This is a genomic window from Psychromonas antarctica (assembly GCF_022267535.1).
In the GTDB taxonomy this organism is placed as follows: Bacteria; Pseudomonadota; Gammaproteobacteria; order Enterobacterales; family Psychromonadaceae; genus Psychromonas; species Psychromonas antarctica.
The window spans coordinates 27,514-43,302 of record NZ_JAHNZV010000009.1 but is presented as its reverse complement, the minus strand read 5'-3'; the positions used below and the strand labels follow the sequence as shown (position 1 = coordinate 43,302).

The following is a 15,789-nucleotide window of genomic DNA, read 5'->3' as shown; positions in this document are numbered from 1 at the left end:
ATTGGATGACACATCAAAGCGCAATCCAATAAATTTTCAATAAGCTAGAAATAAAAAGGCGCATCTTGTGCGCCTTTAATTACAAACTAATAAATAAACTACTTACAAAAGTTAAAAGTAGTCATTATTTCCATAACCATGGCAATGTTTGTTTTTGTTTTTCTTCAAAGGCGGTGATTTTATCTTCGTGTTTTAATGTCCAAGCTATATCATCAAGCCCATCCAACAAAGATTCTTTACGGAACGCATCAACGACAAAATTGATTTCAATACCACCTGGTGTTGTCACTTTTTGCGCTTCTAGATCAACCGTAAATTGTACACCTTCATTAGCAGCAATTTCAGCCATTAAAGCAGCTAATTGATCTTCACTAACTTTAATCGGTAAAATACTATTTTTAAAACAGTTGCTAAAGAAAATATCAGCAAAGCTAGTTGAAATAATGGTATTAAAACCATAATCAGCAATAGCCCACGGTGCGTGTTCACGAGAAGATCCACAGCCAAAGTTTTCCCCCGCGACGAGAATTTTAGCGCCCTGAAAAGCAGGCTTATTCAATTCAAAGTCAGGGTTCGGTGTTACATTATCAGCAAGAAAACGCCAGTTATGGAATAAATGAATACCAAAACCTGTACGCTCTACTTTTTTCATAAAGTTCTTAGGAATAATTTGGTCAGTATCTACATTACTGCGATCCATTAATGCCGCAATGCTAGTATGTTTAGTATATGGTTGCATTATTTATTTCCTATTTCAAATCACGAATATCAACGAAGTGGCCCGCTACTGAAGCCGCTGCAGCCATCGCAGGTGAAACAAGATGCGTACGACCACCTTTGCCTTGACGACCTTCAAAGTTACGGTTTGAAGTAGAAGCACAGCGTTGACCGTCTTTTAATTCATCACCGTTCATTGCCAAACACATTGAACAACCTGGATCACGCCATTCCCAGCCTGCATCAATAAAGATTTTATCTAATCCCTCGTTTTCAGCTTGTAATTTCACAGGGAATGAACCCGGTACAGCAATCGCCTGAACACCTGCCGCTACTTTTTTACCTTTAAGTAATTTAGCTGCTGCACGGAAATCTTCGATACGACCATTAGTACATGAGCCGATAAATACGATATCAATATTGATATCAGTCATTTTCTGACCCGCTTTAAGATCCATGTATTTAAGTGCATTCACACATGCTTGCGCTTTAACTTCATTTGTAAAATCTGAAGGAGCAGGAACAACACCGTCTACTGCAACAACTTGCTCTGGTGAAGTACCCCAAGAAACTTGTGGTGCAATATCTTCAGCTCTTAAAGTAATCGTTGCATCAAACTTAGCATCTTGATCCGATACCATCGTTTTCCAATAAGCAACGGCTGCATCCCAATCATCACCTTTAGGCGCAAAATCTTTACCTTCAAGATAATCGTAGGTTTTTTGATCTGGCGCTACAAGCCCAGCACGAGCACCCGCTTCGATTGCCATATTACATAATGTCATTCGAGCTTCCATACTCAGATCAGTAATCGTATCACCCGCAAATTCCATTACATAACCAGTACCACCAGCAGTACCCGTCACAGCAATGATCGCAAGCGCAACATCTTTCGCAGTAGCAAATTCAGAAAGCTTGCCTTCTACCTTGACTAACATGGTTTTTGCTTTGGTTTGTTGCAACGTTTGCGTTGCTAAAATATGTTCAACTTCAGAAGTACCAATACCAAACGCTAATGCACCGAACGCACCGTGAGTTGCCGTATGGCTATCACCACAACAAACCACCATACCAGGATGTACAAACCCATGCTCAGGTACAACAATATGGATAACACCATTATTTTTACTGTCTAAACCGTACAGGTTAATATTATGAGTCGCGCAGTTAGCAGCCATTGTATCAACTTGCTTTTTAGCAATAACATCAACAATGTTGGTACGATCCACAGTAGGGACACAGTGATCGATTGTCCCCAGAATACTATGTCTATTACGAATAGAACGACTTTGCAGTTTTAGCCCTTCGAATGCTTGAGGGCTTGTCACTTCATGCATCAAGTGTCTATCAACAAATAATAGTGGAGATCCCGACTCTGGCTCATAAACCAAATGCGCATCCCAGATTTTTTCATACATTGTTTTAGTCATCATTTTCCTTACCACGCTATATGCTTTTGCTAATACAATCTGTCATCCGTTGATAGATACCAAATGGGAATCATTATCAGAGAAAAATTGTTTGAGGTTTCCAGAAATGTCATTCTAATTGATCAGCATCAATCTCACAAGATAGGACCTAAAAAATCATTTCATTAATGCTTATTTATGCACTAAATTCCAGATTATATGCGAAAAAAAACCAAAAGCATTCATTTACAACGCACCTGCTTGTGAACTAATGAGCTAGCGATGATCGAACTATCATTAATATCAATGGATGATTTTCAATTAATTCCGTAAGATATGCGCTAATTAATTTTATCTCTGGGAGCATCTATGCAATTTGACATCATCACAACACAAGCGCAATTGCATGAATTTATAGTAACACTTGACGATAGCCCTATTTCACTCGATACAGAATTTGTTCGTACCCGTACCTTCGTTGCTAATCTTGGTTTACTACAAATTTCACAAAATGAAAAAATAACTTTAATCGATCCAATAGCAATCAGAGATCTCTCTGAATTTTGGATGGCACTTGACGGGAAAAATTGTATTTTACATGCCAGTAGTGAGGATTTAGAGATTATTCGTGATCATAAAGGAGATCTCAACTTCACACTGTTCGATACGCAAGTAGCTTGTGCTTTCTTGAACTTAGGGGCCTCAATAGGTTACGCCAAAATGGTTGAAGCACTTCAAGGTGTCATCGTTGATAAAGGCGAATCGCGAACAGACTGGTGCGCCCGTCCTTTAACAGCTAAACAGGTAACCTATGCAGCTGCCGATGTACTACATTTACAGCCTTGCTTAGCTAAATTACAGCAACAACTTAAAGATAAAAAGATGACCCTGTTTTTTGAACAAGAGTGCCAAACTATTCTTGATCTTAAAATGAAAAAAACAGATCCAGAGAATGCCTATAAATCCCTTAATAACTTATTTAAATTAGATAGGCAAGGTCTTGCGATTATTAAGGCATTGGCAAAGTGGCGTTTATTAACGGCACAACAACGCAACTTAGCACTGAACTTTGTTATTAAAGCGGATCACTTGTGGTTACTAGCTTATTATCGCCCCAGTAGTAGTGAAGATCTGCGCCGTTTAAATTTATTACCCAGTGAAATCCGCATTCATGGAGAAGCAGTACTGCAAATAATCACTGCAGTAATGCAACAAGATGAAAACAGTTACCCCCCTTTTATATCACGTTTAGTCGATTTTCCGGCATATAAGAAAACCTTCAAATCGATGCGCGAAAAGATTCAACTCTGCGCTGGACAATATGAACTTCCTCTTGAGTTGATTGCTTCAAAACGTATCATTGATGAGTATTTAAGCTGGTTATGGAAGCTCGATCAGACTCAAAAAGAAAGCGCTGACAAGCCAAAATTATTAACTGGCTGGCGATTTGAGCTGATCGGTCATCAATTTGATCACTAATGGCATAGCAAATTCTAATTGGGTTTGTTAATAGACCCAACAGTATTTGTGTAAAGTCTGCGTTATAGATTTATGCTATCCTTTTTTATTAAAAGCACAGTTGTTATGCCTAACTTAAAATCATGGTTACAAAACTTTAATATATATACTGAGAAACGCGTTGCCATTTTATTCTTTCTCGGTTTTTCTTCCGGATTGCCGCTACTTTTAATATTTACAACACTCGGATTATGGCTACGCGGCGCAGGTATTAGCCTTGAGAATATAGGCTATTTCAGTTGGATACCACTAGCGTATGGCTGGAAATGGATTTGGTCCCCGCTAGTTGATCGTTTCTCCATTCCATTATTAACACGCTGCTTAGGCCGCAGACGGGCTTGGTTACTGCTCTCGCAAATCGCTATTGTTTTGGCAATCATAGGTATGGCGAAGAGCGATCCACAACAAAATTTAACTTCGTTCGTTATCTTTGCATTGATTGTTGCCTATAGCTCTGCCACCCAAGATATTGTGATTGATGCTTTCCGAATTGAATCAGCACCAGAGAAGTATCAAGCAGCGATGGCCGCAGCTTATATGACAGGTTACCGCATAGCGATGATGGTCGCTGGCGCTGGGGCTTTACTTATTGCCGCTTGGGCAAGTGATGGTGACGCGTATCAATTATCGGCTTGGTCCACCGCCTATTTGGTGATGGCTGGCTGCATGGGAGTAGGTATTATAACTACTTTTATATGCCATGAGCCCGAGTATATAAATAAGCAAAAAGATCATAATGCACAGATTGAATCGCAACTTAGATATCAGCGTTTACCACAGACTATCGCGCACTTTTTAGCCTGGCTAGACATCGCAATTGTCGCGCCTTTTACAGACTTTTTCCAACGTTATGGCAAACCAGCTGCCGTTATCTTATTGCTCATAGGTACTTACCGAATATCCGATATTGTGATGGGAGTAATGGCTAACCCATTTTATCTTGATATGGGATATACCTTAGGAGAAGTTGCCGCTATCTCTAAAGTGTTCGGCGTTATTATGACCTTGCTCGGTGCGGCGCTAGGCGGTGTATTATTAAGCCGTTACAGCACTTATTCTATTTTATTTCTAGGCGCCTTTTTAGTGGTAATAACTAACTTTATCTTCGCTGTTCTGGCTTTTGTAGGAAAAGATATCGCGTTATTAACCCTTATCATTTCCATGGACAATATCAGTGCAGGCATTGCCACGACCGCATTTATTACTTATATATCTAAGCTCACCAATATCGAGTTCTCAGCAACACAATATGCGCTGTTTAGTTCGTTGATGCTGTTGTTCCCGAAATTTATTGCTGGTTTTTCAGGGATCTATGTGGAAAGTTTTGGTTATATTGCTTTTTTTGTCGGATCGGCATTAATTGGTGTGCCGGTTCTGGGGTTGATTTTGTTACTCAAGAAAATGATAAAAGATTAAAAATTCCTACATATGTCCAATTCACTTCAAGAAGCAGATTCACAGCGTCGCCTCAATACGCACAAAAGCATAACATGATGATCTTGAGTACTGAAAGTGTTTACACTGAAGTGCACTTTTAGGACTTTCTCATTTTCGTCCCCCCTACACTATTGGGGGACGCGTGCAATTGCGCTAAATTGCGAACTACAGGTCAAAATCCTGTTTTCGTTGAATGTTGTCTTCATACTCTTGTCGCGCTGTCGAAATTTCATCAAGCACATTGCTTACATTGGTTATTTCATCTTTCTCAAAAAATTTGCCCGTTAATACCGTACTGGCTGATAATAAGCCCTTTTCATATAATGCCCATATTTCCTGACCATATTTACTTTGCGCTAGTTGAGGTGCAAATTGCGCGTAATAACGGGTCATATTATCTACATCACGTAATAACATTTTCTTGGCATTATTATTGGCAGATGCATCGACCGCTTGTGGTAAATCAATTATTACCGGCCCCCTCTCATCAACTAATACATTAAACTCCGATAAATCACCGTGTATAATGCCAACGTTCAACATAGATACAATAAAACTCATTATTTCAGTATGATCTTCGAGTGCTTGCTCTTCTGACATAGAGATATCATTCAAACGAGGAGCAGCAGAGCCATCTTCATCAGTGATCAAATCCATTAAAAGCACACCTTCGAAGCAACCATAGGGTTGCGGCACACGCACACCAGCTTCTGCTAATTTATACAATGCATCCACTTCAGCATTTTGCCAAATATTTTCTTGTTGCTCGCGACCAAACTTAGAGCTTTTTTCCATCGCCCGAGCACGACGGCCACTTCGGACTTTACGCCCCTCACTATATAACACAGCTTGTTTGAAACTACGTTTACTGGCTTCTTTATATACTTTTGCACAACGAATAAAATCGCCACACTGCACTATATAAACGGTGGCTTCTTTACCACTCATCAACTGTTGTAAAACACTGTCGACTAAACCATCGTCAACGAGCGGTTGTATTCTTTTCGGTATTTTCATGTTCTGTTTGTACTTTATAAATAATGATAAAAAATAAAAGCCAATGCTTTTTACTGCTTTGAATCGATTTTACTACATATTTTATACTGCTTGATGTTGTTCTTTTCGGTATAAAAAATTAGCCAACTTGATACCTCAAACAATCTTCTGGTTAAGCTACTTTGCGCTGTTTTTCAGCAAAGTTTATCTTCAACATATGTTATGCAATATTATCTCCCTGCGTATAAGTATCTCTTATGAAGGATGACTTGTTCTATTCTCCAATCATCCCTACACAAGCAAATGCCACTTTACATTTAAGCTGGAAGGTAGTTAATAACGCTTTCAAAGGGAAAATATAAAACCGAGCATAATTAGCGATCATAGCATAAACCAGAGAGCAAAAATGTTTAATTATTCGTTCTATTAATCAACGAGGTGCGGTTATATCCCTATCTCACTTTAATATGCAAAATCAGCACTCAGATGCTAGGCATCAAATGAGGCATAGTGGTACTACATTGCTATTTTAGAACAATGCAAATGCGTGCTGCTTCGCTTACCCGCTCTTTATGCAATAAGACAAGTGGTATGTAAAGAAAAACCTAGCGAGGCTCAGCGACTATCTCCTCACTTTCTGACGCTTCGCCCTGCATCACCATTATTTCCACACGGCGATTTCGACGACGATCGGCTTTAGTTTTATTCTTGGTCAAGGGTTTGCTATTTGCGTATCCCGCCACTACTAGCTTTTTATCTTTCATTCCCCTTACTTTCAACATCTCATGGGCAACCGACACCGCTCGCTGAGCAGACAAATCCCAATTGGAACTATACAGCTCTGATCTGACCTGTTCATTGTCAGTGTGACCGGAAATAGTAACTACACCAGGTACATCCACTAATATTTTAGCGACTTTCTCGATTACAGGTCGAAAACGAGGTTGTAAAAATGCAGATCCTGATGGGAAAGCCCCTTTTTCGCGTACGCGAATAATTAACTGTTGTCCAAGCGATTCAATTTCTATCGCTCCATCTTCAATCTCTTCGCGCAATTCATTGGCGACTTTTTTTGCTAAACCATGCTGTGCAGATACTCCTGGTGCGGGTGTAAAGTCCTGCAATTGTGTTTCCTCTGAATCATTTTGCTTCTCTTGCATTGGCGATTCTTCTTTTTGTCCTAGCGCATCTGTATCGGCGTTCGCATCAGCAATATTATCAGCCTGTGCGTTTTCTTTTTCTGGTGTCGCCACTTTGCGTTCTTTTACATTTTCCTGGCCGCCAACGCGGTTTGAATCTCCGTCTTGAAAGTCCAACTTCGCTTTTGTTACCTCAATGGTTTGCTGCATAATCACTTCAATGGGGGTAGGATCCGGTTTACCTGGTGTAAACTCCTGAGCGATAACAGAAGTACCCTTGGGGATATCTTTCACTTCCAGCATCGATTGCACACCAAAGGCATACTTCATTGACCCTGCGATCTGTTTGAATTTAAGTACATCCATTTCTGAAAATGAAAGCAATAAAACAAAGAAACACATCAGTAATGACATCAAGTCCGCAAATGTCCCCATCCAAGCGGGAAGTCCCTCAGGCGGACACTTACACTCTTCTTGCATTATTCTGCACCTGTTTCGTCAGTAGTATTAATATTACGTTTAGATTCAGGCAAATAATTACGCAATACGCCCTCAATAACACGTGGGTTTTGGCCGTCTTGAATACCCAACACGGCATCAAGAATAAGACTGCGATTAAGCTTTTCCTCTGCAGATCTTAGTTTCAATTTATCTGATATCGGAATACAGACCATATTAGCAACCATTGCGCCGTATAATGTCGTTAATAAAGCGACCGCCATTGCGGGCCCAATAGATTTGGGATCATCCATATTAGACAGCATAGCTACTAGCCCAACTAAGGTACCAATCATCCCCATCGCAGGTGCAACATCGCCAAACTGCTTGAATATTTCGGCACCCACTTCATGACGATCCGACGTTAAGCGAATATCATTTTCTAATGTTGCCCGTACCACATCGGCATCATGCCCATCGACGAGCATATCCACTCCTTTTTGCATAAAAGGGTGACGAATCTCAGCTTCTTCTAGTGCTAAAAAACCGCCTTTACGCGCAGCATCAGCCATCTCAACCGATTTAGTAATCAACTCCTCAGCTGAGTCAGATTTAAACATAAACGCTTTGGCTGCTATCTTTACTGCGCCTAAAAATTGCGCCAGATTGTATTTCATCATGACAACAAATAACGAGCCACCAAATACGATTAAGATGGATGTGACATCAACAAACATGCCGACAGTTCCACCCATCATCATGGCCATAATAACAAAGCCAAAAGAACCGATTATTCCAATTAGGGTTGCTAAATCCACAAAATTTTCCTTTAAAATGACAAACCACTATGTGGCGAAGAGTATAGCTTTTTTCTATTTAAATTAATGTTAACCATTTATACTGTTTAGCAATTATTTTATCTTCAGTCTGAAATGGATCACAAGTTTACTGTTTATTAACTATTTATATTAACGGTAATTGACTTATTGTGATGTCACGGTACCCTTAAAACTCTTTTACAATAATAGAGAACAATATGGCATTGAAAAAACCTGAAAATATGCTTTACGAAGAAGCAATTAATGAATTAGAGCATATTGTCGGCCAGTTAGAAATAGGTGAATTGCCTTTAGAAGAAGCACTAAAACAGTTTGAACGAGGCATCTCTCTGGCAAGAAGTAATAGCGGAAAATTACAAAAAGCACAACAGCAAGTCAATATATTGATGCAGCAAGATGCACAGGCCCCTCTTCAAGAATTTAATGAATAATAAAAATATATGAAACAATTTGAAACTACGCTTAATCAATACCAACAGCGCGTAAATGAGCAATTAAACCAGTACATCAATATCAGTGATCCAATTTCTGACTCACTCAATAGTGCGATGGAATATGGTGCTTTATTAGGTGGAAAGCGTGCTCGTCCTTTTTTAGTTTATGCCGTCGGTGAGATGCTTGGTTCAACATTGGAAAGCTTAGATCCTTTGGCCTGTGCGGTTGAATGTATCCATGCCTACTCGCTTCTTCATGATGATCTTCCGGCAATGGACGATGATGACCTTCGCCGCGGCCAACAAAGCTGCCATAAAAAATTTGATGAGGCGACAGCTATCTTGGCGGGCGATGCACTGCAAAGTTTAGCCTTTGATATCATCTCAATGCCAACTCCATTCATTGACAGTAAAATACAGTTAAGAATGATCAACTGCCTTGCCAAAGCAGCTGGCGACCACGGCATGTGTGCTGGACAAGCACTAGATTTAAAAGCTGAAAATCAACAGGTAGATCTAATCACATTAGAAAATATCCATAACGCAAAAACAGGAGCCTTAATACAAGTTGCCGTTGAGTTAGCCGCATTAAGTAAAGCAGACTTACCCGCCGCGCATTATCAATTACTAGCAACTTATTCAAAGTCTATCGGTTTAGCTTTCCAAGTTCAGGACGATATTTTAGACGTTATCGGAGATACTACTATACTGGGTAAACCACAGGGTTCCGACACTACTCATAATAAATCAACTTATCCGGGTTTGTTGGGGTTAGAGCAAGCAATCGAAAAAGCGCAATTACTTTACCAAGAAGCACTTCATGCTTTGTCTCAATTGCCTTATAATACTAAGTTGCTAGAGTCATTTGCTCAGTACATCATCAAACGAGATAGATAATTTACAATTATTGTACTTCACCGCTAATTTAATATTAACGGTTCTTTCTTTTTATTCTATTTATAAACGCGACGATTATTTATGCCTTTGGATTTAAAAAACTACCCTTTGCTTGCAAGCGTTAATTACCCTGAAGATCTGCGTTTACTAAAAAAACAGCAATTGCCTAAATTTTGTGATGAATTACGCCTTTTTCTGCTCAATAGCGTTAGCCAGAGCAGTGGTCATTTAGCATCAGGACTCGGTGTTGTAGAACTGACCGTTGCACTGCATTATGTTTATAATACCCCCTTTGATCACCTTATCTTTGATGTTGGTCATCAAGCATACCCACATAAAATACTCACGGGTCGCCGTGACAAAATGAGTAGTATTAGAACATTTAAAGGATTACATCCCTTTCCGTGGCGAGAGGAAAGTGAGTATGATGTATTAAGTGTTGGCCACTCATCAACGTCAATTGGCGCCGCATTAGGCATGTCCATTGCTGCCGAGAAAGAGCAACTCGGCCGTAAAGTCGTCGCTGTTATTGGCGATGGTGCAATTACAGCAGGTATGGCCTTTGAAGCACTAAATCATGCAGGTGCGCTGCATAACGATATGCTAGTCGTACTTAACGATAATGAGATGTCCATATCAGAAAATGTCGGGGCATTGAATAATCACTTAGCTAAAATTTTATCGGGCGATCTCTACACACAACTCCGCGAGGGTAGTAAAAAAGTACTATCAACTATTCCCCCCATTAAAGCATTAGCAAAACGCACGGAAGAACATATCAAAGGAATGGTTTCGCCCGCGACAATATTTGAAGAATTTGGCTTTAATTATATTGGTCCGATGGATGGCCATAATGTCATTGATTTGGTCGATACGCTGCGTAATATGCGTAATCATTCAGGACCTCAATTTCTACATATAATGACCAAAAAAGGCAAAGGTTATAAACAAGCGGAACTGGATCCTATTCTTTATCATGCAGTCCCCAAATTTACCCCCGATCAGGCACTTCCAAAATCAGCACCGAGCTCACCAACATTTTCACAAGTGTTTGGCGATTGGTTGAATGATATGGCAGACCATGATGACAAGCTAGCGGCAATAACACCGGCTATGAGTGAAGGATCTGGAATGGTGAGTTTTTCTAAACGCCACCCTGATAAATTTTATGATGTTGCAATTGCAGAGCAGCACGCAGTCACTCTTGCAACAGGTATGGCAATTGCGGGCTTACATCCGGTCGTGGCTATTTACTCCAGTTTTTTACAGCGTGCGTATGATCAACTGATTCATGATGTTGCGATTCAAAATCAAGGCGTCTTATTTGCTATCGACAGAGCTGGTATTGTCGGTGCTGATGGCCCCACTCATCAAGGTGCTTATGATTTAAGCTTTTTACGCTGTGTGCCCAATATGGTAGTCATGGCTCCCTCCGATGAGCAAGAGTGCCGAAATATGCTCTACACAGGGTATTTACTTGAGCGCCCCGCCGCAGTTCGCTATCCTCGGGGTGTTGGCAGCGGCATAAAAGTAGATAAACAGATGAAAAAATTACCAATAGGCGAAGCTAAGATTATTTATGAAGGCCAGAATATGGCTATTCTCTGTTTTGGTACCTTACTGCAGCAAGCGTTACCTGTCGCACACAAACTAGGCGCGACACTAGTTGATATGCGATTTGTTAAACCTATTGATAAACTCTTACTTGATCGACTGAGCAGTACACATACACAATTTGTTACCTTGGAGGAAAATAGTATTGCAGGTGGTGCGGGGTCAAGTGTTAATGAGTATTTTATGGCTCAAAAAATAAATATTCCAGTCTTAAACCTCGGTTTACCGGATCAATTTATTGAGCAAGGCACTCAAAAAGAGATCTACCAATTACTTGGCTTGGACAGTGATGGGATTGAAAAGCAAATCAAAGCTTATTTTGCTTAGTCAATAACGGCGAGTAAGTGCCAATAGGGAATACCGTTTACAGAGAAGATCGTTGCTAAATTATACTTGCTTTCTGTTGCCCATATCTGATTTTGGAAGAATAAGGGGATGAGACGATGCTCTTGGAGCATCTTTTCAAAAAATAACGCTTGTGCATTGATAGACTCAGTAATTTTCCCTTCATTAAAGAGCTCGCTGATATATCCTGATAAGACGCTATCAACGAATAGATCTTGATATATATTATCACGATCTAGCAAAGACGATTGCCAAACGGACAGGGTGAAATCATAATCAAGCAGTTGTTTCTTCCAATCCTGAATGTCGGTCACTTCAGTAATTATTAGTTTTATGCCCACCCTTTTCATCATATACACTAAAGCCTTAGCAACTTGCGGTGTATTACCTATTTCATCAACTAAAACCAATAAGGTCAGATTTGCAGGCATGGTTATTTTACTAAATAGATATTTTGCTCTGGGCACATCGTAGACAGGCAACTGAGGGTTAGGCAGTTCAATTTTCACTTGCGAAAAAGGCAAAAATGTCGAGTTAACACGCCCCATTCCATTGAGAATATGTTTTACCATTCCTTCTTGATTGATTGCTAAATGTACTGCATTTCTTGCCACGCTGCGTTTAAAAGCCAGCGTACGTTTATCGTTAATTGTTAAGAATACGACATTCGAGACGTTCACCTCGACCAACGACTTGGTCGCTAAAAAACGCACTGTATCAAGTGTTTTATTCGAAACTGACGCGCTAATATCAACATCGTTCGCGAGCAGCGCAAACTGACGTGAATTGGCTGATTTTATTTTAATAAAATTAAGTTCTTTAATTGCCGTCTTTCCCCAGTAGTTTTTATTACTGATGACATGAAGATGCAAAGCAGGCTCATATTGTTTAATCTGGTAAGGTCCGGTACCTGAAATAGATAATTTATCGTATTGCGTCATCACCCTCGGCTGCGCTTTATTTGCCTCTATTTTATGACCGCGATAAAATTCTCCATCTAACACAAAAAAATGCGTTAAATAGTCTAAAAGTTGCCCTTGCGATAAATTACTATGCACATCAAATGTATATTGATCAACACGCACAATTGATTTAATACCTTCAAAAAAACGCCTCGATTTAGGCTCTTTTAAAATGGCTGAAAATGTCCAAATGATATCCTTACTACTGAGATAATTACCTGAATGAAATTTGATTTTTTTCTTTAAATAAAAACGGCTAACACCAGGCTTAATGGTCTCCCATTTTCTTAACAAGCGACTTTCTAACTCCTGCTTATCAGTCCAACGAAGCAACGGATCAAAAAACAGATGTAAATATTGTAATTCAGGGGGGTTGCTCGCATAAGGAGAAAAAAACACAGGAATATCATCGACAGCTATCTGTACTGTCTTAACATCTTGGTTAGCTTGGTTTTTCTCAATAGCATTGACAAATAATACAGGCAGCAGCAAGGAAAATATAAAGACGTATGATAAACAGCGAAGCATCGACTTAACCATACAAATGAATTAAAAATTGCAGCACGATAGCAGAAAATAGTCCGGCAACGATATCATCAATCATAATACCCAGACCACCTCCGACTTTTTTATCTAACCAGCTAATCGGGTATGGCTTAATAATATCGAAAAAACGGAAGAGAACAAAACCAACAATTGCCCACTTAATGCTAAACGGCACCATCACCATCGTTATCCAATAACCAACAAATTCATCCCAGACAATAGATTTATGGTCATGCACGCCCATATCACGACTGGTAATATGGCAAAGCCAAAAACCCAGCAAGCTACTGGCCACTAAAATAACAATATATATATCTAGCGATAAGAACGACATCAGATAATAAAAGGGTACTGCCGCTAAAGTGCCAAATGTACCCGGTGCTTTACTTGCCAAACCACTACCAAAACCAACAGCCACAAAATGGATCGGGTTACTTAATCTTAATCCGTGTAAATCATCGCGTTTCATAATGTTAATTCTCACCTTGTCTAAAATGATCCCACCCATGTAGCGCAAGAGAAACGCTTTTATGATGGTCAAATAACTCAATTAATGGTGTTTGCAACGTGGTTACAGCCCCTATCACAGTGACAATAGGCGTTTTAATTCTACCTTTTTCGATAAGCAGGTTTAACTGCGCAAGATGATCGACACTAATCGTAAATAGTAATTCATAATCATCCCCTCCGGTTAAGGCATATTGATATGCAGCATATTGATTTAAAGTACCAATTTGCACCTCTTCGCGCAATGAATCTGACAATGGTAATCTTTCAAGGTCAAGCTTTGCTGAACAATGTGACGCCATTAAAATATGCTTTAAGTCTTGTGTTAAACCATCGGAAAGATCAATACAGCTTGAAGCTAAACCGCGGAGCAAAATACCCAGTTCAATACGGGGTTCAGTTAACTCTAAGGCATTTATAAAAACACGATCTTTTGCGGCCGTAATTTTTTTTAGCTTACACGCAAGCCCTAATCCAGCATCACCTAAATGACCGGAAACACAGATAAGATCGCCAACAACAGCATGGTCACGTTGCAATGCCTGACCGCGCGGAATGATCCCTTTAACAGAAACCGTAATTGATAAGGGTCCTTTAGTTGTATCTCCACCGACCAATGAAACGTTAAACTTATCCGCTATTTCAAAAAAACCGCGAGAAAATTCAGCAAGCCAAGGTGCATCCACTTCTGGTAACGTAATAGCAAGAGAAACCCATTTAGGTGTTGCTCCCATTGCCGCTAAATCACTAAGATTTACAGCAAGTGCTTTACAACCTAAACGGTAGGGATCAACATCAGCAAAAAAATGTACATCACCAACCAGAGTATCTGTACTCACTGCGAGATGATGGCCGTCAGGTAAATCTAAGATGGCGCAATCATCCCCAATCCCCAGCACTACCCCGGCCTGTGTCGCGCTTCTGTCTTTAAAGTAATGACCGATCAAATCAAACTCGGTTAAACTCATTTGCGATTTAACTTTAATATGCGTTTTGAAGGTATCTTTTCACCTTCCGCTATTTTACTGTTTTTATTGATAAATATTTTTTTAGGGGCGCGTGGATTATTTTGTTTATTCAATCCGCGAGGCCGAACTTCGGCATTTATTACTGTCGACTTTGCTTTAGGCTGCGCTGTATTCACTGCCGTTTTAGAAGAACAAGAAACTGCTTGGTTAATTTCAGCCATTTCACGATCAGTCAGATTACGCCATTGTCCCGGTCTTAATTTATCTAAGGTCACTTTCATAATACGCGTACGTTTAAGCGCAATCACTTCATAACCGAGATACTCACACATGCGACGGATTTGACGATTTAAACCTTGCGTCAATACAATAGTAAAAACAAAGCGGCTCTGCACTTTAACACTGCAAGGTTCCGTAATCGTATCTAGAATAGGGACTCCACGTTGCATCCGCTCTACAAAGCGTTCACTAAGTGGTTTATCGACGGTCACTAGATATTCTTTGTCATGCGCATTTTCTGCACGAAGGATTTTATTAACAATATCGCCGTCACTGGTTAAAAAGATTAAACCTTCAGAAGGTTTATCTAATCGGCCGATAGGAAAAATACGATCTTTATGGCCGACCGCATCGATAATATTGCCATGCACATCTCGTTCCGTAGTACAGGTAATGCCTATCGGTTTGTTATAAGCGATATAGACACGATCGGCGAGGTTAGCCGCAATTGCTTTGATGCGTTTACCGTTAACAAACACTTCGTCGCCAGGCTGCACTTTTGTGCCCAGTTCGGGGATCTGACCATTTATTTTTACGCGATTCTGTTCAATTAATTTATCCGCTTCTCGACGAGAGCAGAAACCTGAATCACTAATAAATTTATTCAGCCGCTTTTCATTGCTTGTGTCCACACTATCATCCCATGTTTATCATTTCAGACCCAAGCTACTTGGATCTGTGTGCTGGATATTATACTTAAGCTGTTTGGAAATGCGAATTTCTCCGGTGCATAAAAACACACCA

General features: G+C 40.0%; 14 protein-coding genes. 5 read left to right on the top strand and 9 right to left on the bottom strand.

From position 1 onward, the window contains the following. Positions 1-124: 124 nt before the first annotated feature. Positions 125-739, bottom strand: coding sequence for a 3-isopropylmalate dehydratase small subunit (gene leuD / locus KSO91_RS04245; RefSeq protein WP_238741645.1), 615 nt, complete (start codon positions 737-739; stop codon positions 125-127). A 10-nt stretch (positions 740-749) separates the two neighbouring features. Next, a complete protein-coding gene (gene leuC, locus KSO91_RS04240; protein WP_238741700.1) occupies positions 750-2,147 on the bottom strand; it encodes a 3-isopropylmalate dehydratase large subunit in 1,398 nt (465 codons plus the stop codon). A gap of 348 nt (positions 2,148-2,495) precedes the next feature. Between leuC and rnd the strand changes: the two genes are divergently transcribed. Then, a complete protein-coding gene (gene rnd, locus KSO91_RS04235; protein WP_238741643.1) occupies positions 2,496-3,605 on the top strand; it encodes a ribonuclease D in 1,110 nt (369 codons plus the stop codon). 105 nt (positions 3,606-3,710) lie between these two features. Further along, positions 3,711-5,060, top strand: a complete 1,350-nt coding sequence (locus KSO91_RS04230) for an AmpG family muropeptide MFS transporter (protein WP_238741641.1) — start codon at positions 3,711-3,713, stop codon at positions 5,058-5,060. A 186-nt stretch (positions 5,061-5,246) separates the two neighbouring features. Here KSO91_RS04230 and KSO91_RS04225 read toward each other — a convergent pair whose 3' ends face one another. The 3 genes from KSO91_RS04225 to pomA form a co-directional block, all read right to left on the bottom strand. Further along, positions 5,247-6,098, bottom strand: coding sequence for a PA4780 family RIO1-like protein kinase (locus KSO91_RS04225; RefSeq protein ID WP_238741640.1), 852 nt, complete (start codon positions 6,096-6,098; stop codon positions 5,247-5,249). Positions 6,099-6,682: 584 nt separating this feature from the next. Continuing rightward, positions 6,683-7,696, bottom strand: coding sequence for a flagellar motor protein MotB (locus tag KSO91_RS04220; RefSeq protein ID WP_238741638.1), 1,014 nt, complete (start codon positions 7,694-7,696; stop codon positions 6,683-6,685). After that, positions 7,696-8,472, bottom strand: a complete 777-nt coding sequence (pomA, locus tag KSO91_RS04215; protein WP_238741636.1) for a flagellar motor protein PomA — start codon at positions 8,470-8,472, stop codon at positions 7,696-7,698. Before pomA ends, KSO91_RS04220 begins: the two co-directional genes overlap by 1 nt. 218 nt (positions 8,473-8,690) lie before the next feature. Here pomA and xseB point away from each other — a divergent pair, with 218 nt between their 5' ends. From xseB to dxs, 3 genes are all read left to right on the top strand, one after another. Then, entirely contained in the window at positions 8,691-8,924 is a 234-nt protein-coding gene (gene xseB / locus KSO91_RS04210; protein ID WP_238741634.1) for an exodeoxyribonuclease VII small subunit, read from the top strand. A gap of 9 nt (positions 8,925-8,933) precedes the next feature. After that, complete coding sequence (ispA, locus tag KSO91_RS04205; protein ID WP_238741633.1) at positions 8,934-9,824, top strand: (2E,6E)-farnesyl diphosphate synthase; 891 nt, start codon at positions 8,934-8,936, stop codon at positions 9,822-9,824. Between the two features lie 81 nt (positions 9,825-9,905). Beyond that, positions 9,906-11,765: a 1-deoxy-D-xylulose-5-phosphate synthase gene (gene dxs, locus KSO91_RS04200; protein WP_238741631.1), complete on the top strand. Its 1,860-nt coding sequence runs from the start codon at positions 9,906-9,908 to the stop codon at positions 11,763-11,765. Here the strand turns inward: dxs and KSO91_RS04195 are convergent. Genes KSO91_RS04195 through rluF form a run of 4 tightly spaced genes read right to left on the bottom strand, consistent with a single transcriptional unit; the run spans position 11,762 to position 15,677 of the window. After that, positions 11,762-13,273, bottom strand: a complete 1,512-nt coding sequence (locus KSO91_RS04195; protein ID WP_238741628.1) for an ABC transporter substrate-binding protein — start codon at positions 13,271-13,273, stop codon at positions 11,762-11,764. The two genes, dxs and KSO91_RS04195, sit on opposite strands and share 4 nt — an antisense overlap. Before the next feature lie 4 nt (positions 13,274-13,277). Next, positions 13,278-13,760, bottom strand: coding sequence for a phosphatidylglycerophosphatase A family protein (locus KSO91_RS04190; protein WP_238741626.1), 483 nt, complete (start codon positions 13,758-13,760; stop codon positions 13,278-13,280). 4 nt (positions 13,761-13,764) lie between these two features. Next, positions 13,765-14,766 (bottom strand): thiamine-phosphate kinase, encoded by a 1,002-nt coding sequence (gene thiL / locus KSO91_RS04185; protein ID WP_238741624.1) that lies wholly within the window; start codon positions 14,764-14,766, stop codon positions 13,765-13,767. After that, positions 14,763-15,677 (bottom strand): 23S rRNA pseudouridine(2604) synthase RluF, encoded by a 915-nt coding sequence (gene rluF / locus KSO91_RS04180; RefSeq protein WP_238741622.1) that lies wholly within the window; start codon positions 15,675-15,677, stop codon positions 14,763-14,765. The genes thiL and rluF overlap by 4 nt, the downstream gene beginning before the upstream one ends. Positions 15,678-15,789: the final 112 nt, after the last annotated feature.

Excerpts from the sequence above, each read along its gene's own strand:
- leuD (WP_238741645.1), bottom strand. The coding sequence starts at position 739 with ATGCAACCATATACTAAACATACTAGCATTGCGGCATTAATGGATCGC.
- leuC (WP_238741700.1), bottom strand. The coding sequence starts at position 2,147 with ATGACTAAAACAATGTATGAAAAAATCTGGGATGCGCATTTGGTTTAT.
- rnd (WP_238741643.1), top strand. The coding sequence starts at position 2,496 with ATGCAATTTGACATCATCACAACACAAGCGCAATTGCATGAATTTATA.
- KSO91_RS04230 (WP_238741641.1), top strand. The coding sequence starts at position 3,711 with ATGCCTAACTTAAAATCATGGTTACAAAACTTTAATATATATACTGAG.
- KSO91_RS04225 (WP_238741640.1), bottom strand. The coding sequence starts at position 6,098 with ATGAAAATACCGAAAAGAATACAACCGCTCGTTGACGATGGTTTAGTC.
- KSO91_RS04220 (WP_238741638.1), bottom strand. The coding sequence starts at position 7,696 with ATGCAAGAAGAGTGTAAGTGTCCGCCTGAGGGACTTCCCGCTTGGATG.
- xseB (WP_238741634.1), top strand. The coding sequence starts at position 8,691 with ATGGCATTGAAAAAACCTGAAAATATGCTTTACGAAGAAGCAATTAAT.
- ispA (WP_238741633.1), top strand. The coding sequence starts at position 8,934 with ATGAAACAATTTGAAACTACGCTTAATCAATACCAACAGCGCGTAAAT.
- dxs (WP_238741631.1), top strand. The coding sequence starts at position 9,906 with ATGCCTTTGGATTTAAAAAACTACCCTTTGCTTGCAAGCGTTAATTAC.
- KSO91_RS04195 (WP_238741628.1), bottom strand. The coding sequence starts at position 13,273 with ATGCTTCGCTGTTTATCATACGTCTTTATATTTTCCTTGCTGCTGCCT.
- KSO91_RS04190 (WP_238741626.1), bottom strand. The coding sequence starts at position 13,760 with ATGAAACGCGATGATTTACACGGATTAAGATTAAGTAACCCGATCCAT.
- thiL (WP_238741624.1), bottom strand. The coding sequence starts at position 14,766 with ATGAGTTTAACCGAGTTTGATTTGATCGGTCATTACTTTAAAGACAGA.